This window comes from Bacillus sp. FSL H8-0534 (assembly GCF_038005885.1).
Classification (GTDB): domain Bacteria; phylum Bacillota; class Bacilli; order Bacillales; family Bacillaceae_G; genus Bacillus_A; species Bacillus_A pseudomycoides.
Map to the genome: position 1 here is coordinate 4193598 of NZ_JBBOUC010000001.1, position 25175 is coordinate 4218772.

General features: G+C 37.4%; 23 protein-coding genes, 1 pseudogene and 1 other annotated feature. Of the genes and pseudogenes, 21 read left to right on the forward strand and 3 right to left on the reverse strand.

All coding sequences use genetic code 11. The features are described from left to right. Positions 1-27 precede the first annotated feature (27 nt). From minC to pheA, 16 genes are all read left to right on the forward strand, one after another. Positions 28-714, forward strand: a complete 687-nt coding sequence (gene minC, locus MHH71_RS21305) for a septum site-determining protein MinC (RefSeq protein ID WP_003200837.1) — start codon at positions 28-30, stop codon at positions 712-714. Between the two features lie 2 nt (positions 715-716). Next, positions 717-1520: a septum site-determining protein MinD gene (gene minD, locus MHH71_RS21310; RefSeq protein WP_003200838.1), complete on the forward strand. Its 804-nt coding sequence runs from the start codon at positions 717-719 to the stop codon at positions 1518-1520. A 209-nt stretch (positions 1521-1729) separates the two neighbouring features. Beyond that, the gene (locus MHH71_RS21315; RefSeq protein ID WP_006096065.1) at positions 1730-2473 is read left to right on the forward strand and encodes a M23 family metallopeptidase; all 744 of its coding nucleotides are present in this window, start codon (positions 1730-1732) and stop codon (positions 2471-2473) included. Then, positions 2466-3326 carry a M50 family metallopeptidase gene (locus tag MHH71_RS21320; protein WP_018781684.1) on the forward strand — a complete coding sequence of 287 codons (861 nt, stop codon included), beginning with the start codon at positions 2466-2468 and terminating at the stop codon, positions 3324-3326. The genes MHH71_RS21315 and MHH71_RS21320 overlap by 8 nt, the downstream gene beginning before the upstream one ends. A 67-nt stretch (positions 3327-3393) precedes the next feature. Further along, a complete protein-coding gene (locus tag MHH71_RS21325) occupies positions 3394-4785 on the forward strand; it encodes an Rne/Rng family ribonuclease (RefSeq protein WP_003208621.1) in 1392 nt (463 codons plus the stop codon). Between the two features lie 73 nt (positions 4786-4858). Continuing rightward, positions 4859-4936, forward strand: a sequence feature (ribosomal protein L21 leader region). Positions 4937-4950: 14 nt separating this feature from the next. Continuing rightward, positions 4951-5259, forward strand: a complete 309-nt coding sequence (rplU, locus tag MHH71_RS21330; RefSeq protein WP_003200848.1) for a 50S ribosomal protein L21 — start codon at positions 4951-4953, stop codon at positions 5257-5259. Between the two features lie 11 nt (positions 5260-5270). Then, positions 5271-5615, forward strand: a complete 345-nt coding sequence (locus MHH71_RS21335) for a ribosomal-processing cysteine protease Prp (protein WP_006096063.1) — start codon at positions 5271-5273, stop codon at positions 5613-5615. 3 nt (positions 5616-5618) lie between these two features. Beyond that, the gene (gene rpmA, locus MHH71_RS21340) at positions 5619-5909 is read left to right on the forward strand and encodes a 50S ribosomal protein L27 (protein ID WP_000944957.1); all 291 of its coding nucleotides are present in this window, start codon (positions 5619-5621) and stop codon (positions 5907-5909) included. Positions 5910-5973: 64 nt separating this feature from the next. Next, positions 5974-6522, forward strand: a complete 549-nt coding sequence (locus tag MHH71_RS21345; RefSeq protein WP_003208615.1) for a sporulation initiation phosphotransferase B — start codon at positions 5974-5976, stop codon at positions 6520-6522. Next, a complete protein-coding gene (gene obgE, locus MHH71_RS21350; protein WP_003200852.1) occupies positions 6522-7808 on the forward strand; it encodes a GTPase ObgE in 1287 nt (428 codons plus the stop codon). The genes MHH71_RS21345 and obgE overlap by 1 nt, the downstream gene beginning before the upstream one ends. A gap of 497 nt (positions 7809-8305) precedes the next feature. Continuing rightward, positions 8306-9013, forward strand: a complete 708-nt coding sequence (locus MHH71_RS21355) for a response regulator transcription factor (protein WP_003200854.1) — start codon at positions 8306-8308, stop codon at positions 9011-9013. Next, a complete protein-coding gene (locus MHH71_RS21360) occupies positions 9003-10085 on the forward strand; it encodes a HAMP domain-containing histidine kinase (RefSeq protein WP_033799121.1) in 1083 nt (360 codons plus the stop codon). Before MHH71_RS21355 ends, MHH71_RS21360 begins: the two co-directional genes overlap by 11 nt. Positions 10086-10179: 94 nt before the next feature. After that, positions 10180-10956, forward strand: coding sequence for an ABC transporter ATP-binding protein (locus MHH71_RS21365; protein WP_006096061.1), 777 nt, complete (start codon positions 10180-10182; stop codon positions 10954-10956). Next, positions 10931-12844, forward strand: coding sequence for an ABC transporter permease (locus MHH71_RS21370; protein WP_033799120.1), 1914 nt, complete (start codon positions 10931-10933; stop codon positions 12842-12844). The genes MHH71_RS21365 and MHH71_RS21370 overlap by 26 nt, the downstream gene beginning before the upstream one ends. A 49-nt stretch (positions 12845-12893) precedes the next feature. Continuing rightward, positions 12894-14807: an ABC transporter permease gene (locus MHH71_RS21375; RefSeq protein WP_033799119.1), complete on the forward strand. Its 1914-nt coding sequence runs from the start codon at positions 12894-12896 to the stop codon at positions 14805-14807. 96 nt (positions 14808-14903) lie between these two features. Then, a complete protein-coding gene (gene pheA / locus MHH71_RS21380) occupies positions 14904-15755 on the forward strand; it encodes a prephenate dehydratase (RefSeq protein ID WP_003200865.1) in 852 nt (283 codons plus the stop codon). 34 nt (positions 15756-15789) lie between these two features. Here pheA and MHH71_RS21385 read toward each other — a convergent pair whose 3' ends face one another. The 3 genes from MHH71_RS21385 to MHH71_RS21395 form a co-directional block, all read right to left on the reverse strand. Further along, a complete protein-coding gene (locus tag MHH71_RS21385) occupies positions 15790-16437 on the reverse strand; it encodes an MOSC domain-containing protein (RefSeq protein ID WP_006096058.1) in 648 nt (215 codons plus the stop codon). An 88-nt stretch (positions 16438-16525) separates the two neighbouring features. Beyond that, positions 16526-17068 carry a transcription repressor NadR gene (locus tag MHH71_RS21390; RefSeq protein WP_003208602.1) on the reverse strand — a complete coding sequence of 181 codons (543 nt, stop codon included), beginning with the start codon at positions 17066-17068 and terminating at the stop codon, positions 16526-16528. Beyond that, complete coding sequence (locus MHH71_RS21395) at positions 17068-18210, reverse strand: IscS subfamily cysteine desulfurase (RefSeq protein ID WP_029427232.1); 1143 nt, start codon at positions 18208-18210, stop codon at positions 17068-17070. Before MHH71_RS21395 ends, MHH71_RS21390 begins: the two co-directional genes overlap by 1 nt. A gap of 366 nt (positions 18211-18576) precedes the next feature. On the opposite strand from MHH71_RS21395, the gene nadB reads away from it, so the two are divergent. The 5 genes and pseudogenes from nadB (at position 18577) to MHH71_RS21420 (ending at position 25143) form a co-directional block, all read left to right on the forward strand. Beyond that, entirely contained in the window at positions 18577-20103 is a 1527-nt protein-coding gene (gene nadB / locus MHH71_RS21400; RefSeq protein WP_018781690.1) for an L-aspartate oxidase, read from the forward strand. Positions 20104-20122: 19 nt separating this feature from the next. Next, positions 20123-20956 (forward strand): carboxylating nicotinate-nucleotide diphosphorylase, encoded by an 834-nt coding sequence (gene nadC / locus MHH71_RS21405; RefSeq protein WP_006096055.1) that lies wholly within the window; start codon positions 20123-20125, stop codon positions 20954-20956. A gap of 29 nt (positions 20957-20985) precedes the next feature. After that, positions 20986-22092: a quinolinate synthase NadA gene (gene nadA, locus MHH71_RS21410; protein ID WP_006096054.1), complete on the forward strand. Its 1107-nt coding sequence runs from the start codon at positions 20986-20988 to the stop codon at positions 22090-22092. Positions 22093-22296: 204 nt separating this feature from the next. Next, positions 22297-22465: pseudogene (gene safA, locus MHH71_RS30665) on the forward strand (SafA/ExsA family spore coat assembly protein); the annotation flags it as partial. A gap of 1997 nt (positions 22466-24462) precedes the next feature. Beyond that, on the forward strand, positions 24463-25143 hold the full coding sequence (locus tag MHH71_RS21420) for a YhcN/YlaJ family sporulation lipoprotein (RefSeq protein WP_006096026.1): 681 nt from the start codon (positions 24463-24465) through the stop codon (positions 25141-25143). Positions 25144-25175: the final 32 nt, after the last annotated feature.

Below are 25175 nucleotides of genomic sequence, written 5' to 3' on the forward strand. Positions count from 1 at the left end.
CGAATTGAATCGTTGGGGTGAACTTTAGTGGAAGAAAAAAAGCAACAAAATATAACGATAAAAGGGACAAAAGATGGACTGACATTACATTTAGATGATTGCTGTTCATTCTCTGAATTACTGCAAGAACTGGACGAAAAGCTTTCCACTCACTATTACGATGGTGATGGACGTTCATTAATCGAAGTACATGTTAAAGTTGGTAATCGCTATTTGACAGATGTACAGCAAGAAGAAATTCGCACTTTGATTCGTAATAAAAAAAATCTTGTTGTGGATTCCATTGAGAGTGATGTCATAACAAAAGCTGAAGCAATAGCGTGGAAAGAAGAAACAGAAATTGTCCCTGTTTCCAAAATTGTTCGCTCAGGTCAAGTATTGCATGTAAAAGGAAATCTATTGTTAATTGGAGATGTCAATCCAGGCGGAACGGTTATCGCTGGGGGAAATATTTTTGTCGTTGGATCATTACGAGGAATTGCGCATGCTGGATATTATGGGGATACAGATGCTGTCATTGCAGCATCTGTTATGAATCCAATGCAACTTCGAATTAGTGATGTGACAATGCGGGCTCCGGAAGAGAAAGAAGACGGAGCAGAGGCGGCGGAATGTGCGTATATTGATGAGAACAATCACATTGTTGTCGATCGCCTGCAACTTCTCACTCATCTTAGACCTAATTTAACAAAGTTAGAAAGGGGAATTGTATAGCTGTGGGAGAGGCAATAGTAATTACATCTGGAAAAGGCGGGGTAGGAAAGACTACAACGTCTGCAAACATTGGTACAGCCTTAGCATTATCCGGGAAAAAAGTATGTTTAATTGATACGGATATTGGTCTAAGAAACTTAGACGTAGTAATGGGGCTAGAAAATCGTATTGTATTTGATCTTGTTGATGTCGTCGAAGGTCGTTGTCGTTTACCTCAGGCTCTTATAAAAGATAAGCGCTTTGATGAACTTTATTTATTACCTGCAGCACAAACGAGCGATAAGTCAGCGGTAACACCTGAACAAATGGATGAGTTAATACAACTATTACGTCAAGATTATGATTATGATTACATATTAATTGATTGTCCTGCTGGTATTGAGCAGGGATTCAAAAACGCGGTGGCAGGTGCGGACAAAGCGATTGTTGTAACGACGCCTGAAGTATCTTCTATGCGTGATGCAGACCGTATTATTGGGCTTTTAGAAAAAGAAGATATCGAACCACCAAAACTTGTTATTAACCGTGTGCGTAGCCATATGCTACATGAGCAAGATATGCTAGATGTAGATGAAATTGTACGTACACTTTCGATTGAGTTGCTCGGAGTTGTCGAGGATGATGATGAAGTTATTCGTGCTACAAATACAGGTGAACCTGTAGCATTGCAGCCGAATGGAAAAGCATCATTAGCTTATCGGAATATTGCAAGACGTTTGCTAGGTGAATCTGTCCCTTTACAAGCGTTTGGGCAAGAAAAAGTATCTGTTTTTACAAAGATGAAAAATTTCTTTGGAATTCGTTAAAAGCACTTCGCATGTATGCGAGGTGCTTTCTTTTTTATTCTCATGAATATCTTCCTCTTAGGGTTCATACATATGTACAAACTGTATAAAGTTTGGAAAATAGAGAACTTTTATTTTCCCTGCTATTTGCGGGGGAAATAATCAGTAGGGAAGATAGTTTCACTTTACTTGCCTCTTGCAAGAAGAGGTGGCAAAAGGAAGGGGACAGGATGAAGAATAGACGTGTAGAAGAGATTAAAAAACGGATTGCAAAGAGAAAAGAAGAACAAGAGAGACTCGAGGAAGAACAGTATTTTTCTGAAGGAAACTTTGATGGAGAAACGATGTTCATTGAAGAAGGTGAAAAAGAGGTGCATCCTCTTTTTCGAAAGGAAGTATTTTTATTTAAATTTTTATTAGCGGCGATTCTCGTTCTCTCGGTAGCCATTTTATTTAAAAATGCACCAGCTTCTTTTGATGGAGCAAGAACGGTTGTAAAACAAGTTATGCAAGAGGAATTTCAGTTTGCTACTGTATCCAAGTGGTACGAAAATCAATTTGGAAAACCGCTCGCTTTTCTACCTGCAAATGAAAAGAAACAAGGCATACAGCAAAAAGATTATGCAGTTCCGGCTTCAGGGAAAGTTATGCAAAGTTTTCAAAAAGATGGCCAAGGTGTATTTGTACAAACAGCCGCGAATACAACTGTTGAATCGGTAAATGAAGGGGTTGTTATTTTCGCTGGTAAGAAAGAGGGGTTTGGGAATATAGTTGAGATCCAGCATGCAGATGGTACGGAATCATGGTATGGAAATTTAGGTGAGGCATCTGTAAAATTATATGATTATGTTGAAAAGAAACAAAAGGTTGGAACAGTTGGGACCAATGCGGATAACAAGAATGGCAAGTTCTATTTTGCAATTAAAAAGAATGAAAAATTTATCGATCCGATTCAGGTGATTTCATTTGAATAAATATAGTGAAGTATTGTCAAAAATTACAGTGCATCCACTGTTTTGGGGAATTATAGCTATTGGGATTTTTACGGCGCGTTTTAAAGAATTACTACTTTTATTTTGTATCGTTTTGATTCATGAGCTTGGGCACGCCTTCGCAGCTGCTCATTATAAATGGAGAATCAAGCAAATACAACTTTTGCCGTTTGGCGGGGTGGCAGAGCTTGAGGAACATGGGAATAAGCCGTTAAAGGAAGAATTAATCGTTGTAATAGCAGGACCTATTCAACATGTATGGATGATTGGGCTAGCTTATGCTTTGGCTAGGGCAGGATGGTTTAGTGAGGAACTTTATCATTTCTTTGTATGGAACAATTTAATGATTCTAGGGTTTAATTTACTACCAATTTGGCCACTAGATGGTGGAAAAGTATTGTTTAATGTTTTATCACATCAATTTCCTTATTTACAAGCGCATGAGAAAATGATGAAAATATCATGTGTTTTTTTTAGTGTAATATTAGGTTGGCAACTGTTTTGGAATAGTAATAGTATTATGATGTGGGTGCTGCTTCTGTTTTTAGCTATTTCTTTATATCAAGAATGGAAGCAACGGCGCTATGCGTTTATGCGTTTTTTACTAGAACGTTATTATGGAAACAAGCGAGATATTGAAAAGATTGCTCCAATTGAAGTGCGAACTGAGGATCGATTATACACGATTTTCACAAAGTTTCGGAGAGGGTATAAGCACTCGATTATCGTTCATGGTAAATATAAAGAGCATTATACATTAGACGAAAACGAATTGCTTTATGCTTATTTTACCGAAAAACGAACTACTTCATCTGTGGAAGAGTTAATCGGTTAGTGTTGACGAGGACACTAACCTTTTATATTGTAAGAGGAAAAGAAAATGAAAAAGTGAGGAAAGTATTTTGAAGACGTTATACATCAACTATACTGGTTCGGAAAAACGGGTTGCTGTAGAAGAAAAACAAAAGATTGTTGAGCTTTTATGGCAACGAAATCAAGAGCAAGAGATTGTTGGGCATATTTATGTGGGACGTGTCGTACGAACGATTGCTGGGATGAATGCAGCGTTTGTAAATATCGGTTTAGAAAAACATGCCTATCTTTCATATGACGATGTTCCATCATCATATCGAGTGCACGAAGGACAAGCATTGCTCGTGCAAGTGGTAAAAGAAGCGATTGATACAAAAGGGCCAAAATTAACAGCGAATGTAGAATTTACCGGGAAATATGTCGTTTATATGCCTTATGATGAAATGCGCGCTGTTTCCCGGAAAATAAAAAATAATAAAAAACGGCAACAATTGCTTGAAATTCAAGTAGAGGGAACCGGAGGCTATATTTTCCGTTCAGCTTGTGACAAAGGTGCAATTGATGAAGTGCAGATTGAAATGCAACATTTTCAAGATCTGTATAAAGAATTAAAAAGAAAAGAAGAGCATGGAAAGGCACCGTTATTACTCCATCGTCCAGCAACCTTTTTAGATCGTGTATTTAAAGAAAATCCGATTGAAACAATTGAAAAAGTAATTGTAGATACACGCAGTATAGTACCGGAATTGCAAGATAAAGTAGGAAAAGAAAAGGTTTCGTTTTACAATGAAACAACTTCTATGTTCATTCACTATGGTGTGGAGCGTGAGATTGAAAAAGCACTGCAAAAAATAGTGTGGTTATCAAACGGTTCTTATTTAATTATTGAGCAAATGGAGACAATGACGGTAATTGATGTGAACACCGGTAAATTTACTGGAAAGCAGAACTTGCAAGATACGGTATTACGGACGAATGAAATAGCTGCGGAAGAAATTGCTCGTCAATTAAGACTGCGTGATATTGGTGGTATGATTTTAATTGACTTCATTAATATGAAAAAAGAAGAAAATAAAGAAAAAGTAAGAGAGAGGCTCATTTCCTCATTACAAAGGGATCGTACATATACACGTGTTCTTAGATTTACAGAGCTCGGTATTTTAGAAATGACACGTAAGCGAAAAAAACACTCGCTCCGTGATGTATTATTAGACGATTGCTCAGCGTGCCAGGCGACAGGATATGTAATGTCTCATGAATCAATTGCATACGAGCTAGAAAGAGAACTTGTTACATATAGTAGTTCGGAGGACGAGGCGGTATTAATTGCAGCTTCAAAAGAAGTACAAAAAATATTTTTACAAAAAGAATTGCAAAAAAATATACCGTTCCAAGTTTATTTCACAGATGAAGAAGCTGAGAAATATGCAATTATTCGATTTGGAACGAGGCAAGAAATGATGCTGCGTAAAAATAGTTAGCAGAACATTTATTGACAATAGTCAACGTTTCGTGATAACATCTTTATGTTATAGTTTATAGCACCTAAACTGCTATATGCTACAACCGCACAAGACAGGTTCCAAAAAGGCATTTTATGTCTACCTCGTTTTGGCGAGTCTTAGTAATTATGAGGAGGTGCAAGTATGTACGCAATTATCGAAACAGGTGGAAAACAAATTAAAGTTGAAGCTGGTCAAGAAATCTACATTGAAAAATTAGATGCTGAAGCTGGTGAAACTGTTACTTTTGACAAAGTTCTTTTCGTTGGTGGCGAAAACGTGAAAGTTGGTAGCCCAGTTGTAGAAGGTGCAACAGTTACTGCGAAAGTTGAAAAACAAGGTCGCGCTAAGAAAATCATCGTTTTCAAATACAAAGCGAAAAAGAACAATCGTAAGAAACAAGGTCATCGTCAACCTTACACTAAGCTAGTGATTGAAGCAATCAACGCTTAATTCTGGTTAAGATGATTAAAATTACGATAAGTCGCACGAAATTAGGAAGTATCCAATCATTTAAAATGACTGGGCATGCCGATTATGCACCACATGGACAAGACCTTGTCTGTGCTGGAACAACTGCGGTCGTGTTTGGATCTATAAATGCAGTGGAAGTACTTTGTAATGTGCAAGCAACTATTGAGCTCGGAAGTGATGGTGGATTCTTAACGTATGAGTTGCCTAATGATTTAGATGCTCATACAGCAGAGAAAGCTCAAACGCTTTTAGAAGGATTGGTTGTTTCGCTTAAGACGATTGAACTTGATTACGGAAAGTATATCCGTTTAATAGAAAAAATGCAGGAGGTGTAACGTATGTTAAGATTAGATCTTCAGTTTTTCGCATCTAAGAAAGGTGTAGGTAGTACAAAGAACGGTCGTGACTCTCAGTCAAAACGTCTTGGTGCTAAACGCGCAGATGGTCAAACGGTTTCAGGTGGTTCAATTCTTTACCGTCAACGCGGTACAAAAATTTATCCAGGTGTTAACGTTGGTCGTGGTGGCGATGACACTTTATACGCGAAAGTTGACGGCGTAGTACGCTTCGAGCGTCTTGGCCGTGACCGCAAACAAGTGAGCGTATATCCTGTTGCTCAAGAAGCATAAGAAACTCACGGAAAACTCTAACCTGAGTGCAGGTTAGAGTTTTTCTATATTAAGGGGTATCTGGATGAATAAAAAATGGACAATTATAGATGCGTTGAGCCATTCTAGGCATGATTGGCTCAATCGTATGCAGATGATTAAAGGAAACCTCTCCCTTGGAAGAGTGGAAGAGATTCATGGGCTCATCGATCGTTTTGTCCAAGAAGCGAGACAAGAATCCAATCTGATGGGGCTATCGATGCCTTTATTTTCAGAATGGATTTTAACATATAATTGGAAACAGCAGCCGTGCTTATTGGAGTACGAAGTATTAGGGAAATTACATAACTTATCTCATTACGATGAAGAAGTGTGTACGTGGACGAATGAATTTTTCTCAATGCTTCAGCATAGTTTAGACGTTTATGTTGAAAATTATGTTTGTATCACAATTGAATGTGACGCGGAGAATGCTCGTTTCTTTTTTGATTTTCGTGGCAAGCTAACGAATGTAGAAGAACTACAAACGTGGCTTACAAACCAAAACAATGAATCGTATTTCATTTCTTATACAGTGCGAGATGATGAAATCTCGGTTATATTACAACCAATCGAAAAAAGTGTGGTGAAATAATGTTTGTAGATCAGGTCAAGATATATGTAAAAGGCGGCGACGGTGGAAACGGAATGGTTGCGTATCGTCGTGAGAAGTATGTTCCAAAGGGTGGCCCAGCAGGTGGCGATGGCGGTAAAGGTGCAGATGTTGTTTTCGTTGTTGACGAAGGCTTACGTACATTAATGGACTTCCGCTACCAACGTCATTTCAAAGCTGATCGCGGTCAACACGGGATGAGCAAAGGGCAACATGGCCGTAAAGCTGACGATTTAATCGTAAAGGTTCCACCAGGAACAGTTGTAAAAGATGAGGAAACTGGTCAAATTCTTGCGGATTTAGTAACGCATGAGCAATCAGCTGTTATTGCAAGAGGTGGTCGTGGTGGCCGTGGTAACTCACGTTTTGCAACACCGACGAACCCAGCACCAGAAATCGCTGAGAACGGGGAACCAGGTCAAGAACGTGATGTAATCTTAGAATTAAAAGTATTAGCGGATGTTGGACTTGTTGGATTCCCAAGCGTAGGTAAATCAACATTATTATCCGTTGTATCATCAGCACGTCCGAAAATTGCAGAATATCACTTTACAACAATTGTTCCAAACCTTGGTGTTGTTGAAACTGGTGATAACCGCAGCTTCGTTATGGCTGACCTTCCTGGATTAATCGAAGGAGCACATGCGGGCGTTGGACTTGGACACCAATTCTTACGTCATATCGAACGTACACGTGTTATCGTGCATGTTATTGATATGTCTGGTTTAGAAGGCCGTGATCCATATGAGGATTATGTTACAATCAATGCTGAATTAAAAGAGTACAATCTGCGTTTAACAGAGCGTCCACAAGTTGTTGTTGCAAACAAAATGGATATGCCAGATGCAGAGGAAAACTTACAAGCATTTAAAGAGAAAGTAGGAGACGAAGTTCAAATCTTCCCAATCTCTGCCGTAACAAAACAAGGTGTTCGTGATCTATTATTTGAAGTAGCAAACTTAGTGGAAACAACACCAGAATTCCCAGTACATGATGTTGTAGACGAATCTGAAGCAAGTGTAATGTACAAATTTGAATCTGAAGGATCTAAGTTTGAAATTACACGCGAAAGTGACGGTACATTTGTCATTTCTGGTTATGATATTGAGAAAACATTCAAGATGACAGACTTCTCACGTGATGAATCTGTACGTCGTTTCGCTCGTCAAATGCGCGGAATGGGTATTGATGAAGCTCTTCGTGCACGCGGTGCAAAAGATGGTGACATTGTAAAAATTCTTGAATATCAATTCGAATTTATCGATTAAGACTGCCAAAATACGGCAGTCTTTTTTATAATCGAGAAAGGAGTGTAAATAAAGCGATAGAAATACAGATTGGAAAACCGATAGAAAGCTTAATTTTTAGGTGGGAGAGAGGATCTGGTCGAGCGTAGAAGCGGTCAGTGCCTTTTTGAGCCCCATGCCATGTGAGAACAGAGGGAGAAAAAGAGTGGGGATTTCCTCTTGTTTTCAAGGCCGCAATTTGTATGTTAGAAGTCAAAGCGATAGAAATACAGATTGAAAAACCGTTAGAAAGCCTAATCTTTAGGTGGGAGAGAGGATCTGGTCGAGCGTAGAAACGGTCAGATCCTTTTTCTGCCCCATGCCAAGTTAAAACAAAAGGAGAAAGCAAGTAGAGGTCATCTTTTGTTTTTCATAGCCATGACTTATACGTTGGAAAATCAAAATAGATATTCATTTTTAAATTCAGAAGAATGAAAGAAATAGTCACTCCGTAGTAAGAAACAAGGGAGAGGGAGTATATGTATAAAATATTAATTGTAGAAGATGACGAAAAGATTGCTGGGATATTAGAAGAACATTTAGAGAAGTATGGCTATCAATCATTTCGAGTGGCAGATTTACGCCATATAAAAGATGAATTTGTGAAAGTGAATCCACATTTAGTTTTACTCGATATTAATCTCCCGTACTTTGATGGTTTTTACTGGTGTCGTCAAATTCGAACTGTATCTAATGCACCAATCATTTTTGTCTCTGCACGAACCGGAGAAATGGATCAGGTCATGGCAATTGAAAACGGTGGTGACGATTATATTGCAAAGCCATTCCATTTAGATATTGTTATGGCGAAAGTAAAAAGCGCCTTGCGTCGTGGATACGGTGAGTATGCTTCATCGGCAGAAAGCGATTGCTTTGGTGTGAGGGGATTGCTGCTATTTCCATCACAACATACAGTTGAGTGGCAAGGGAAACAAATAGAGCTCACAAAAAATGAATTTTATTTATTAGAGTGTTTAATGAAGCAGGCAAATCAATATGTAACGCGTGAGGAGCTCTTAGAGGCATTATGGGATGAACTAGCATTCGTTGATGATAATACATTAACAGTGAACGTAAAGCGTGTCCGAAAGAAGCTAGAGGAGCTTGGGATTGTAAATGCAATCGTAACAAAGCGGGGATACGGTTACGCACTTCTTACAGAGTGGGGAGATGGGCATGAAGCTTAAGGGTTACCTCATTGATCGTTTTCCTTTAATTGTTTCATATATTGTGAGCCTTTGCTTATTTGGACTTGTATTACAACTACAAGGACTTTTAGAGAAACGATCGATACAGTGGAGTACATGGTTGTATGGCCTTTTACTAGCGACTATCGTATTTATTATATACCTGATTTATGATTATCGAAAACGCAGCGTGTTTTTAAACAGAATCGAACAATACATTGCTGGAGGACATACGTTACATGACTCTTTATTAATTGATGCTTCCTATACGGCTGAACAAGAAATGATTGTAGAAGCATTCATTTTGCTTAGACAGCAATATATGAATGAGGTTCACCAGAAGCATGCGAAAGATCAACAGCAAATGATCTTTATGAACCAATGGATTCACCAAATGAAAACACCAGTTTCAGTGATTGAATTACTGTTGCAGAAATTTGGTAAAGCGCATCGCGAAGCAAGAGAAACGGTTGAAAGTATTCGTGAAGAAAATAATCGTATTTTACATGGTTTAGATTTAGCGTTACATATGGCAAGGTTAGAACAGTTTGCAAAAGATTACAAAGTGGAGGTAGTAAATGTACTAGAGGTTGTTCGAGAGGTTATTAACCAAAATCGAAAATCTTTCATTCAATCTTCTGTATATCCGAAAGTAATGTTTGAAGAAGAAACGTGTACGATCGCTTCCGATCGAAAATGGATTAGTATTGCAATCAATCAAATTGTTATGAATGCAATTAAATACACAAAAATCTCGCAAGTGGATAAGAAAGAAATTCAGTTTCAAATAGAGGAGAAGGAACAGACAGTTTTATTACATATTTGTGATACTGGAATTGGTATTCCAAAGCAAGACATCAAACGAGTTTTTGAACCATTCTTTACAGGAACAAATGGAAGAAAAACAAGAGAAGCAACAGGAATGGGATTATATATTACAAAGGAAATTTGTGATAATCTTCATCACGGAATTTACGTGCAATCAACCGAAGGAGAAAGTACAACATTTACATTCCAATTTGCAAAAGATGAAGAATATCATGCATTGATGAGAAAAATGACAAAATTGTAAGATAACAAACGGTTTTGTAAGGAAAATCACTCGTTTCTTTTTCTTATTTTTCTTATAGTAAATGTAAGAAGAAAGCACATAGGGGGATTTAGAAATGAGTGTTCTTGAAGTAAAAGGTTTAACGAAGGTGTATCAATCAAAAGGATCAGTGGCAACGACTGCTTTACACGATATAAATTTTAAAATTGAAGAAGGCGAATTTGTAGGTATTATGGGTCCTTCAGGAAGTGGGAAAACAACACTTCTAAATTTATTAGCAACAATTGATAAGCAAACTTCAGGCCATGTTTATGTGAATGGTGAAGAGATTAGTCAAATGCGTGCTACAAAACTAGCGGAATTTCGCCGTACACATTTAGGGTTCATCTTCCAAGACTTTAACTTACTTGATACGTTATCGATTAAAGAAAATATTATTTTGCCATTAGTTATGGCGAAGCGCCCTGTAAAAGAAATTGATACGAAAGTACTTGAAATTGCGAAGTTTTTAAATATCGAAGGAATTTTAAATAAAAAAGTATATGAAGTATCGGGTGGACAACAACAACGTGCGGCAGCTGCACGAGCAATTATTCATGAACCGACATTAATTTTAGCAGATGAGCCAACTGGGAATTTAGATTCTAAGTCTGCGAAATCTTTAATGGGCGCACTGCAAGATTTACATGAACAGAAAAAAGTAACAATTGCCATGGTAACACATGATCCAGTAGCAGCTAGTTATTGCGAACGTATTCTCTTTATACGCGATGGAGAAATTTTCTCAGAAATTCATAAAGGAAAAACAAAGCAAGCCTTTTTCCAAGAAATTTTAGATGTACTTGCGATGCTAGGGGGGGAATATCATGAACTTTCGCCAGCTCGCGCTTAATAATGTAAAAGGAAATTGGCGTAATTATAAAGCTTTTCTTATTAGTAGTTGTTTATCAATCTTAGTATTTTTCATGTACGCTTCCTTCATTTATCATCCAGATGTAGTGAGCGGAAACATTAGCATGAAGACGATGGTTACAAAAGGGCTAGAATCAATGAACTATATCATTGTCATCTTTTCAGCACTATTTATTTTATATGCTAACTCAACGTTTTTACGAGCGAGAAAAAAGGAGTTTGGTTTATTAACATTAATAGGTGGAACAAAAGCGCAGCTTGGTCGTATGATTATACTAGAGCAAATGATTTTAGGTGTAATCGCAATTGTAGTAGGGATCGCTCTTGGTATGCTTTGTTCAAAGCTCTTCTTTCAAGCTTTAAGTGTATTACTTGGTGTAGATAAAACACTTCCACTTGTATGGAATGGAAAAGCAGTTCTGATTACAGCTAGTGTATACTTCGTTCTCTTTTTCATCCTATCATTATTCGGTCTTTGGACGGTCGGTCGTTTGCAAATTATTGATTTATTAAGAGAAGCAAGAAAACAAAAAGTAGAGCCTTTCGCATTTACATGGCTATGTGTAGTCGGGATATTATGTATTATTGTCGCGTATGTACTTTGTTTCCAAGTTACGCTTATGAATTTCGTTATGCTATTTTTACCGATTGTAGGACTGACAATTGGAGGAACGTACTTACTATTTACGCAAGGTAGCACTGTTGTATTAAAGGTGTTACAAAAACGAAAAAAATCTTTTTATACATATCCCAATATGTTTGTACTTAGTAATCTTATTTATAAAATGAAAGATAATGCTCGTTTTCTCTTTGTTATATCCATTATTACAGCTGTTGTTTCTTCCGCGGTTGGTACACTGTATGTATTCTTTGAAGATATGAGTTATAAAACAGTAGCTAGTACGCCGCATGCTATTTCATATGAGGAAAAGGGAGTAAATACACATAACATCATTAGTGAAGAGAAAATGCAAGAGTTATTGAAAAATCATGGGTTTGAAGATGCACGAAAAGTAACATATGTAAAACTTCCAGCAACACAGAAAATAGAGGGGTTGAATGGCAATCATGAGATGCCGTTAGGTATTATCTCAGAAAAAGAATATAATGCAGAAGCACGTAAGCAAAAGAAAGAGGAAGTTCATAATGAACCAGGAAGCGCAACGATGGTTTTAATTGATATGATGAATGACTTTGTGAAGTTAGATCGTACAAAACCATTTGAGTTCACGCTGAACGGACAAAAACAGTCTATTAAGCTAAATGATCCAATTGCACAATCTGTTTTTAACGATGAAGGGTACCTTATTGTTAATGATCAAGACTTTGTGAAATATGCAAAGGTTGTATCAGATGAAGAAAAGACAAAATATTACGGATATTATATTGGAGACTGGAAAGGAACAGAGAATCTTGTAGTAGACCTGAAAAAAGAAATTGCACAAGAACAACAACAGAATTTCCATAATTCAGTTCTTACTTATAAAGCAATAAAGGAACAAGGGGCAATTACAATGTTCATCGGTTTCTTTGTAGCAGTACTATTTTTCTTCTTTGCTTGCAGCATGACATACTTTAAATGGTTTAATGATAAAGAACAAGATCGTGTTCAATTTAAGTCATTAAAGAGAATCGGTATGACAGATAAAGAAATTCATAAAATTGCTATTCGCCAAATGGGAGTCATTTTCTTTATTCCAATTCTCATTGGTACATTGCATAGCGGATTTGCTCTTCATACATTAGGGAAAATGCTTTATTTAGATTTATGGAAATCAGGTGCGATTGTTATTGGAGCATATATTGTAGCTTCGGCAATTTACTTTATGATTGCACAAAGAGGATATTTAAAACACGTAAAAAGCTAGGGAAACCTCTAGCTTTTTACGTGTGTAACAGGTTACAGGGGGAATGCAGATGAATGTCAGGCAGCTAGCGATACAAAATATAAGGGGGAATTGGCGGAGTTATAAAGCATTTGTATTAAGTAGCTCTTTTTCTGTAGCAGTTTTTTATATGTATACATCTTTTGTTCATCATCCGGAAGTTGTACACAGTAATGTCCACATTGGAATTCGATCAGGTTTACAAGGGTGTAGTTATCTTATTCTTATGTTCTCGGCACTGTTTATGTTAGGTTCTAATGCTACTTTTCTTGATGCGAGAAAGAAAGAATTAGGATTGCTTAAATTAATGGGATCTACAAATGCTAGAATCTCAATTCTACTATTCTTAGAACAGGCTGTAGTGGGCTTGGTATCAACTTGTATTGGGATTGGGGTTGGGATGTTATTTTCAAATTTATTTTTAATGACATTAAGTGTACTCTTAGATTTAGAGAATAGGATTTATTTCATCTTTCAAATAAAACCATTCTTGATTACCGTTGTTGTATATGCAATTCTGTTTTTTTCTTTAGCACTATTTGGTTTGTGGAATGTGCGGAGGTTAGAAATTGTTGATTTATTATTGGATAAGAGGAAAGGACGTAGAGTTTTTAAAGTAGGGAAATGGCGATTTGGTTTAGGGATTATTTTACTTTTATGTGGATATACCTTTGCGGTAAAAGTAACGCTAGGAGAGTTATTTCTCTACTTTTATCCAATCCTTAGTACTGTAATTATAGGAACTTATTTTTTATTTACTCAAGGCAGTTTATTTGTTTTGAAAGGACTTCAAAAACAGAAGAATATCTATTATACATATCCAAATCTATTTGTGCTTCGCAGCCTTGAGCATAAATTGAAAGATCATGCGAAGTTTTTATTTTCCATTTCTATTTTGACAGCAACAGTTATTACAGCAACAGGAACTGCATATGCATATTTTTCTGACCTTCCCAAAAGCGCTATGTTTTCATTTCCTCATGAAATTTCCTATACAGAAAAAGGAATAGAATCTCATGAAGTGATTTCTCCCGATGAGCTCTTAGTACTATTTGAAAAATATGGTTATGAAAATGTAGAGAAAGTACAGTTTATCGGATTACCAGGAAAGTTTATTACAACACATGACGGACGTCTGTTTCCGATTACAGTTATTTCACAAACGGATTATAACAAAGAAGCAAAGAAGCAAGGAAAAAGCATGGTAAACAATAAAAAAGGTTATGGCACATTTATAAACCCAATGGCTTTTGATGGTCAGGATGTGTATAACAAGGAAATATTCTATTTTCAAATGTTAGGAGTACCATATCAAATTAAATTGCATGAATCTAAATCAGATATGGTTTTTAATGGAGATGGCGCTGGGCACCATAATCAATTATTAGTTGTACGGGATGAACAGTTTAAACAATGGGAAAGTGTCATTCCTAATCATGAAAAATATGTATATTATGGTTATAATATTCCAAATTGGCAGGAGCAAAAAAAATTCGCGTTAGAAGTGAGGGGAAAAGTGTCTCCAGATTATTCTTCTTCGATGAGAAATAAGATCAGTATATATATCCAATTTAAGGAAGGGGGAGCAGTGTTATTATTTATCGGATCATTTATTAGTATTCTCTTTTTCTTAGCAACTTGCAGTATGACATATTTTAAATGGTTTTCAGATATTGAGCAGGATCGTAAAGAGTATCAGTCTTTAATGAAAATAGGGATGGAGAAAGGAGAAATAAAACGGATTGTTAGACGGCAAATGGGGAGTTTATTTTTTATTCCTATTGTGGTCGGTATAGTGCATAGTATATTTGCTTTCTATGCATTGAGTAATTTAATGGAAATGAATGTGTTATTTACAAGTATAAAGATCATCGGTATATATTGTGCAGCAACAGCTATCTATTTCTTCTTCGCTCAAAAAGAATATATGAAACATATAGACTAGCAAACGCTAGTCTTTTTAAAATATTCAAAATTCACATAGAAAAATAAAAATATTCATGGTATAACAGTAAGAAAACGAAAAAGAGGGGAAAAGACGATGATTCGAGTTGGCTATTTAGGACCAGAAGCAACATTTACAAATATGGCGGTGAGTCGTTTTTTTCCGGAGGCAGAGCATGTGCCATATCGCACGATTCCTGATTGTATGGATGCTGCAGCAAATGGAAATGTAGACTTTGCAGTTGTACCGTTAGAGAATGCGATTGAAGGTTCTGTTAATATTACTGTTGATTATCTTGTGCATGAGCAGCCGCTCTTCATTGTAGGAGAAATTACAGTGCCTATTCAGCAACATTTACTTGTGCATCCAGATTATGAAGAGGTGTGGAAAGAAGTATATGCAGTTCATTCTCATCCGCATGCGATTGCGCAATGTCATAGGTTTTTAAATGAAGAATTAAAAGGTGTAACGGTTCGGGATATGACTTCCACAAGTGCAGCGGCGCAATATGTGAAAGAACATCCGGAAGAACGGATCGCTGCAATTGCAAATGAAGCGGCAGCAGAGAAGTATGATTTAGCAATTGTGCAGCGTAATATTCATACGCATAAAAATAACCATACACGTTTCCTCGTGTTACATAAAAAACAGCGGGCACTACTACCGAAAAACGGTGAGAACCGCGGGGAGAAAACGACACTTATGATAACGTTACCTGCTGATTATGCAGGAGCACTTTATCAAGTATTATCAGCTTTCGCATGGAGAAAATTAAATTTATCGAAAATCGAATCTCGTCCAATGAAAACGGGACTTGGTAATTACTTTTTCTTAATTGATGTGGATAAGGCATATGATGATGTGTTGTTGCCAGGAGTAACCATGGAGCTTGAGGCACTTGGTTTTTCTGTGACGGTGCTGGGGAGTTATTCGTCTTATTGGTTGTAAACAAAAATAAACCTCATTGCATATGCAGTGAGGTTTATTTCAATTTTGCTAAGCGATCTACTAATTGCTCGCGCCAAGCTTCTGCTAGTTCTGGAACAGCAATAATTTTCTCCATTGCCTCTGTATCTTTCCGTCTATGAAAATATACTTCGTTAGAAAACAGAATAGAAACTTGATTTGGATGGCGCTCTAGTAGTTTCATTTGTGAGTCTTTGCGAACAACGCCTTCTTGAAGAACACGGCATAAATAGCCGGTATAACCGGTTTCTACAATGCGCGGTAAAATACCGGGGATGCCAACTCTTTTTGAGATGGTACTACACGGTATCCGGCCTTGTGTAATTTGAATGACAGCCTCACCTAATTGATATGTATCGCCGATGAAAATATCATGTTCTAACATATTTGTTACGGTAATATTTTCGCCAAATGCAGAGGGTGGGAGTGTTGTTTGAAATTCTTGTTCCCATAGCGCGTAATGTTCATACGGATAGATACAAACAGCGCGATCAGGTCCGCCGTGAAACCTTAGGTCAGCTACACCATCTCCAAGAAATCCGTCTTTTGATAGAAAGGCTTCTTCTGTAAGCTCTTTACAGATGCCTGTTGTCATTTCTTTATTTTCTCCATATTGCATTTGTTTTGGTTTGCCAATGCTAAAGTGAACGAGTTTGATTCCCATATCATCTCTCCTTTACCAATTGATTTCAATATTATATCATTTCATAAATAAAAGCACAGAGAAGAATGAAACTCTCTGTGCTTTTATTTTAATAAACAAGAAATCCAGCGCGATCTAGCGCATCACAAGCAGCGTTTAATTTTTCTGTGGAATCTGCTTCAATTGTATGTAAGTGGATGCCATCTGTTAATTGAGATAGATAGGAAGCATTTGTATCTTCAATTTTTTGCAAATATTGTTCAACATCAAAACGATTGCTCACCATAATAGAAGCTGTTATGTCGCCGTATACAGGATGTTCTACTTTTACATCTTTAATTGTAACACCGTGGTCGACTAGCAATGTTAATTCTTGGCGTACTTCATCTGGTTTATGCTGGCAGACGATAACACGTTCAAATGTATTTTTCTTTGCTTGTGGTTTTAAATATAAATATCCTTGTGCAGTTGCGATAATTGGTTCGTTTCGCGCTTTTAGTAAGGAAATATCTTGTACGATGACTTGCCTGCTGACATTTGTTTTCTTAGATAATTCACTCCCGGATAACGGTTCGTTAGCAGCAAGGAGCCATTGTAAGATGAACTGTCTTCTTTCTTCTCCTAAAATCTTTTTCTGGTCATTTTGTTTCATTATAATTTAACACCTCTATAAAATTGATTTCCAATTGTGCATAGTGCATGAATGGTTGTATCAATATGTTCTTCCGTTGTATGACGTCCAAATGAAAAGCGGACATACTGTTTTGCCTCTTCATACGTTTTTCCAATTGCAAGCATTGTTTTTGAAGGTTCTTGTTTGCCGACTTGACATGCGCTTCCTGTTGAAATGGCAATGCCATGGCGATTGCATTCTAACATCGTGTACTGACCTTCTATTCCCTTTATTGTAACCCCAATAATATGAGGTAAACAAGAAGTAGAATGTCCTTCTACTTGAATTTCAAGGGGAATTGCTTGTAATTGTTCTGTAAAATAGGATCGTAATTGCTCAAAACGAGCGCGTTCTTCTTCACGATCGTCCAATATATGCTCTGCTGCTGTCAGAAACGAAGCGATACCGGGAGCGTTAACTGTACCAGGGCGAAATCCTTTTTCGTGAGATGTCCCTGGGAAGACTGGTTCCCAGCGAACTTTTGGGTTTATATAGCAAGCTCCGACACCCTTTGGTCCGTAAATTTTATGTGCGGAAACAGAAAGGCTATCAATTTGCATCGTTGTGACATCAATTGGGAGTTTACCAAATGTTTGTACACAATCTGTATGAAATAAAATATGGTGTTTTTTTAGTAGTGCTCCAATTTCTGAGATAGGTTGAACGGTTCCAATTTCAGAATTACCGTGCTGAATACTTGCTAAAACTGTATCGTCTGTAATTGCTGCTTCTAAAGCCTTAAGGTTAATAAGCCCGCATGAATCCACAGGAATTTCCGTGATTGTATATCCTTGCTTTGTTAATGACTGAAAGTAGCTGCGAATCGATGCGTGCTCCATCGGTGTTGTAAGTATGTGCTTGCCGCTTTTTGCATTTAAGAGCGACTGGATTGCAAGATAATTAGATTCAGAACCACCGCTTGTGAAAAATACGCCTTGTTCTTTTCCTCTAATCATTTGTGCAAATGCTCCCCTGCAAACTTGTAGTAAAGAAGAAGCTGTCCCTCCGATATCGTGTAAACTTTGTTCATTACCGAAGTATTGCTGTGCTGCTTTCGTATATGTGTCAATCGCTTCTTTGCTCATTGGTGTTGTAGCTGCATAGTCAAGATATATCATAATGTATAGTCCTCTCTATAGTAGAGTTACATTCGTTTTTTTATTTTAAAGTATATAAATTCAAATTAAAAAACCGACATAAACCCTTTCTTTTTAGGTGGGAGAGAGCATCCGGCCATGCGTAGAAGCGGTCAGATCCTCTTCCTGCCCCAAGTAAAAACAGAGAGAGAAAATGAGTGTAAGTCCCCTTTTCTCCTTCATAGCAGCGATTTATATGTCGAAAAAATAAAATGGATTTATATAGTATGAGAATTTCGTTAAACTCCTTGGTGAAAATATTACTTTCTAAAAAACTCTTGTCATTATTTTAAAACTATGTAAATATAGGTGTCAAGACAGTTGAAAAGTGTAAACTAGGAGGCAATGATCATGCCAAGTGCAGATGTCTTAATTATCGGAAGTGGTGTTGCAGCACTTAGTGTTGCGAAAGAGATTTGTCACGAAAAGAATGTGATGATTATCACAAAGAAAACAGGCCGCAATAACAATACGCATTTAGCGCAGGGCGGAATTGCAGCAGCTGTAGCTACATATGACAATGCGAATGATCATTACGAAGATACAATAGCGGCCGGCTGTGGCTATAACAATGAAGAAGCAGTTCGATATTTAGTGGAAGAAGGGCCGAAAGAGATTCGTAAGCTCATTGCAAATGGGATGGAATTTGATGGAGATGAAAACAGACCCCATCTTGGAAAAGAAGGTGCGCATCGAAAACGACGTATTTTACATGCTGGTGGAGATGCAACAGGACGAATTTTATTAGAGCATTTGGTTCAGGAAGTCGCTCCGTACGTTACAGTAGTGGAGCGAGAAATGGTGCTCGATTTAATTATAGAAAATGATACATGTAAGGGCGTTTTGACCCGTGATAGTGAAGGAAATATACATCGTTACTATGCTGAACATATTGTATTAGCTACAGGCGGTGTTGGAGGGGTGTATGCATTTACGTCTAACGACGAGACGATTACAGGTGACGGACTCGCGATGGTATACAGAGCTGGTGGCGAACTTGTTGATTTAGAATTTGTGCAATTTCATCCAACGATGCTATATGTAGGCGGACGTTGCTGTGGACTTGTTTCAGAAGCGGTACGGGGTGAAGGAGCTGTTCTGTTAAATGAAAAAGGACAGCGTTTTATGCTGGATGTACATCCGCAACATGATCTTGCACCGCGTGACGTAGTGGCACGTGCGATTCATGAACAGCTTCTTGCAGGTGAAAGTGTATACTTGGATATTTCTTCTATTCAAAACTTTGAAGAACGTTTTCCTACTGTATCGGCATTATGCAAAAAGAATGGTATAGATGTAAAAAAAAATAGAATTCCAGTTGTTCCTGGTGCTCATTTTCATATGGGTGGCATTAAAACGAATTGTGATGGAGAAACATCTATTCCGCATTTATATGCTATAGGTGAAGTAGCTTGTAACGGTGTGCATGGTGCAAACCGATTAGCGAGCAACTCATTGTTAGAAGGGCTTGTGTTTGGAAAACGAATGGGAACACATATTTTAGCTCATCCGGTACAAGAAAAGATAAATAATAGCGAAGAAATACATGGAATATCAAAAGTTCCTCAGTTACCTACGAAAAAAGAAATACAAAAACATATGATGACGTACGTAGGAATTGTACGAACAGAAAAGAGTTTATTATATGCGAAGCAATGGTTTGAACATTATCGTATACAAAGTGTTCGAATGCAATATGAAGCTTTTACAAATGAAGATATAACAATTATAAATATGCTAACAGTTTGTCAGCTCATTACAGAAGCGGCACTGCAAAGAAAAGAGAGCATAGGTGGTCATTATCGTGGTGATTATCCAAGACGAAATCAAGTAACGAAAAAAATTATTCTTGCTAATAGAAATTTACAACTTGTGTAATGAGGGGAAGAGGGATTGTATGAACGCGTTAAAGGTAAGAAAAGCATTAGAAAGATTTATTCTGGAAGATATTGGAGAAAAAGATGTAACATCTCAGCTTATTTTTCCTGATAATTTAAGGGCAAAGGGAACGTTCCTTGCGAAAGAAACGGGGGTATTCGTAGGGACAGCAGTAATTGAACAAGGATTTCGATTATTAGATGACGGCATTCAAATTACACTTTATAAAAAAGACGGAGATTTCGTAGAAAAAGGTGAGATTTTAGCAAGTGTCGAAGGACCAATTGCATCTTTATTAACAGCGGAGCGTGTAATTTTAAATATTATTCAACGCATGAGTGGTATAGCAACGATGACGCGCAAAGCTGTTCTGGCGCTAGAAAGTGATCATACACGTATTTGTGATACGAGAAAAACGATGCCAGGGCTTCGCATGTTTGATAAATATGCGGTTGTTTGCGGAGGCGGATATAACCATCGCTTCGGATTATACGATGGTGTCATGATTAAAGATAACCATATTGCTTTTGTAGGGTCTATTACAAAAGCTGTTACATCTGTGAAAGAAAAGCTTGGGCATATGGTGAAAGTTGAAGTGGAAACGGAGACAGAAGAACAAGTGCGCGAAGCGATTGCCGCAGGAGCGGATATTATTATGTTTGATAACCGTACACCAGAAGAAGTTCGTGAGTTTTCTAAAATTGTTCCAAGTACAATTGTGACAGAAGCATCCGGCGGCATTACAATTGAAAATTTATCGAACTATGGTGGAACAGGGGTAGATTACATTTCACTTGGATTATTAACACATTCTGTAAAGGCGTTAGATATTAGCTTTAATATTGAAGTTTAAGGTGAGAGGGTTAGAGGGGGAGATTACAAATGAGTATTTTAGAGAAAGTTCAGCTAATTGAAACGATGTTACCAGAGCGTTATCAAACGATGTCAGTACAAGAAATGGAAGAGCGCGTTCGTGAAATTAAAGAAAAATTAGGGGAAGCATTATTTATTCCAGGGCATCATTATCAAAAGGATGAAGTTGTTCAATTTTCAGATGCTGCGGGAGATTCATTGCAACTTGCGCAAGTAGCGGCTAGCAATAAAGCAGCGAAATATATTGTCTTTTGCGGTGTGCATTTTATGGCTGAAACAGCAGATATGTTAACGGCCGATGAACAGGTCGTTATTTTACCAGATATGCGTGCTGGCTGTTCCATGGCGGATATGGCAGATATCGAACAAACAGAACGAGCTTGGAACGAACTTACGCAGTTATTTGGGGATACGATGATTCCATTAACATATGTCAATTCTACGGCAGCTATTAAGGCATTTTGTGGACGAAATGGCGGGGCGACAGTAACATCTTCAAATGCAAAAAAAATGGTATCTTGGGCATTTACGCAAAAAGAGCGTCTTGTTTTTTTACCAGATCAACATTTAGGAAGAAATACAGCGTATGACCTAGGTATTTCATTAGATAAAATGGCGGTTTGGGATCCGCATACAGATTCATTAGAATATGATGGGAATATAGAAGATGTGAAGGTGATTTTATGGAAAGGTCATTGTTCGGTTCATCAAAATTTTACTGTGAAAAATATTGAAAGCGTACGAAAAAATCATCCTGATATGAATATTATTGTTCATCCAGAATGCTGTTATGAAGTGGTAACAGCTTCTGACTATGCAGGGTCAACAAAGTATATTATTGATATGATCGAACAAGCACCATCTGGAAGCAAATGGGCAATTGGTACAGAGATGAACTTAGTAAACCGGATTATTCATCAACACCCGGATAAAGAAATTATTTCATTAAACCCTTTTATGTGTCCTTGTTTAACGATGAATCGTATTGATTTACCACATTTATTGTGGGTGTTAGAAACGATAGAGCGTGGAGAAGAAGTCAATGTTATTCAAGTAGATAAGCAGGTGACAAAAGAAGCAGTTCTTGCCTTAAATCGTATGTTAGAGCGTGTGTAAAAGCGACGGATTTCCGTCGCTTTTTTATTAAACATAATTAGCTAATTGCAGTCATACATTGTGTTGAGGGAATCATTGTATTTTTTCATATTCGTGCAATATTGTGTATGACTAAATGGTAAGAGCAAGAGTGTTAAATTATAGAGGACAGTTTCACTTTACATTATTTTGGCTTATAGATAAGTAATACAGGAGGGGGAAAATTTGAAAATTCATATCGTGCAAAAAGGGGATACCCTTTGGAAAATTGCGAAAAAGTACGGAGTAGATTTTGAAACGTTAAAAAAGGCGAATACGCAGCTTACTAATCCCGATCTGATTATGCCAGGTATGAAAATAAAAGTGCCATCTAGCAGTGTGCATGTGAAAAAAAATATGGGTGCTGGTTCAGCTCCTCCAAAAGAATATGTAAAAGAGGTACAACAAAAAGAATTTGCAGCGACACCTACGCCGCTTGGAATAGAAGATGAAGAAGAAGCACCATATCAATCTGCGCCGATTACGCAGCAACCGGCTATGCAGCAAACGCAAAAAGAAATGCAAATGAAGCCGCAAAAAGAAATGCCCATTCAAAAAGAAAAGCCGATTCAGAAAGAAGTACCAATCCAAAAAGAAAAACCGATTCAGAAAGAAATACCTATTCAAAAAGAAGTACCTATTCAAAAGCCGCCTGTCGTTGAAAAACCAGCTGTAATTGAAAAGCCACCAGTTGTAGAAAAGGTAGAGAAACCTGTGGGAAAAGAAAGCACAAAGTTTTCAGTGAATATATTACCACAGCCACCACAACCACCGATTAAGCCTGCAAAAGACTATAAAATTTCAGATGTAATAAAAAAAGGAAGCGAGTTAATTGCCCCGCAAATTATTAATAAGATGAAACCGAACAATATAGTGTCACCACAAACGAAAAAAGAAAATGTAAGTAATATAGTTGCGCCGCAAATAAAAAAAGAAAATGTAAGTAATATAGTTGCGCCGCAAACGAAAAAAGAAAACGTCAGTAATGTTGTTTGGCCACAAGTGCAAAAAGAAAATGTGGGCAATATAGTGTCACCACAGACGAAGAAGGAAAATGTGGGTAATATAGTTGCACCGGATGTGACAAAAGAAAGTCTTATTATTCCACAAGTAACACCACCGAATATCATGCCAATGATGGATAATAACCAAATGCCGAATATCATGCCAATGATGGATAGTAACCAAATGCCGAATATCATGCCGATGATGGATAATAATCAAATGCCGAATATCATGCCAATGATGGATAGTAACCAAATGCCGAATATCATGCCGATGATGGATAATAACCAAATGCCGAATATCATGCCAATGATGGATAATAACCAAATGCCGAATATCATGCCGATGATGGATAATAATCAAATGCCGAATATCATGCCGATGATGGATAATAATCAAATGCCGAATATCATGCCAATGATGGATAGTAACCAAATGCCGAATATCATGCCGATGATGGATAATAATCAAATGCCGAATATCATGCCGATGATGGATAATAATCAAATGCCGAATATCATGCCAATGATGGATAGTAACCAAATGCCGAATATCATGCCAATGATGGATAGTAACCAAATGCCGAATATCATGCCAATGATGGATAATAATCAAATGCCGAATATCATGCCAATGATGGATAGTAACCAAATGCCGAATATCATGCCGATGATGGATAGTAACCAAATGCCGAATATCATGCCAATGATGGATAGTAACCAAATGCCGAATATCATGCCAATGATGGATAGTAACCAAATGCCGAATATCATGCCAATGATGGATAATAATCAACCACCGCCAATGATGCCGCAGCAAATACCGATGCCATATCAATCGCAAATGATGCCACAACAGTATCCATATTATCAAATGCCATATCAACAACAGCAAAATCCGTATTATCAAATGCCACATACACAAGGTATGCCAATAATGCCGCACCAAATGCCAGTGCAACATACTTCAATGCCATACCAACCGCAAGCTGGTAATAATGTTCCACAAATGATGCCAGCAGAAGAAGATTGTGGATGTGGTGAGGAAAGAAATTTATATAGTCCACAGCCAGGTGGGCCATATTATCCTAATTCTCCATATTATCCAACAGCTCAAGTCGCATATGCACCGCAGCCAGGTGCGATGAATTATCAGCAAGATCCACCAGAGATTTTTGGAGAACCACTTGCAGAAGATGAGGAGTAGAGAGAGTTGCGTTAACAATAAAGAGGTCGTGTTAGAAAATTCCTAGTGAAATATTAACAAGTGTAAAAATCTCCTTTGTTACTCACTATAAGAAGGAGCTTTTCGAGAGAGAAGTTCAACCTAACAAGGGGGGTTTTTATATTGAGTAAAAAAATTAAAATTATTGCCGCTTCTTTGTTAGTTACCAGTGCATTAGCTGCATGTGGTACACCTAAGAATAAAAGTGCGATGGATGGGCGCAATGCGAACTACAATTATGAACGTACATCTTATTATGATACACAACCATACAGAAATAATGTAGCACGTACAGATCGATATACAGATTATGTAACATATCGAAATGGAAATAGAGTTACAGATAATGTATATGATCGTCGTAATGATGTTGGATATAACTACTACCGTGATGTAAATTACCACGGTCAAATGGCAAATCCATATCCAACTCGTAACGTTACAATGAATAATTCATACATTAATAATGATGGTAAAACTGCAGAAAGAATTACAAATCGTGTTAAGGGTATGAATAATGTGGATCGTGTTTCTACAGTTGTGCGTGGAAATGATGTAGTTATTGCAGTGAAACCACGCAATCCAGTGACAGATGAAAAGGCAATGGCAAATGAAATCCGTCAAGCAGTTGCGAATGAAGTGAAAAACCGAAATGTATATGTAACAGTAAAAAATGATATGTTTGAACGTGTAGATGCGATGAATACGCGTCTGCGCAGCGGAACAGTTACAAACAATTTAAATCGTGACATATCAGATTTATTCCGAGACGTTCGTGCTGGTCTTACTGGTACAGTGCGATAACAAAAAAAGGGAAAGGTTTACGGCCTTTCCCT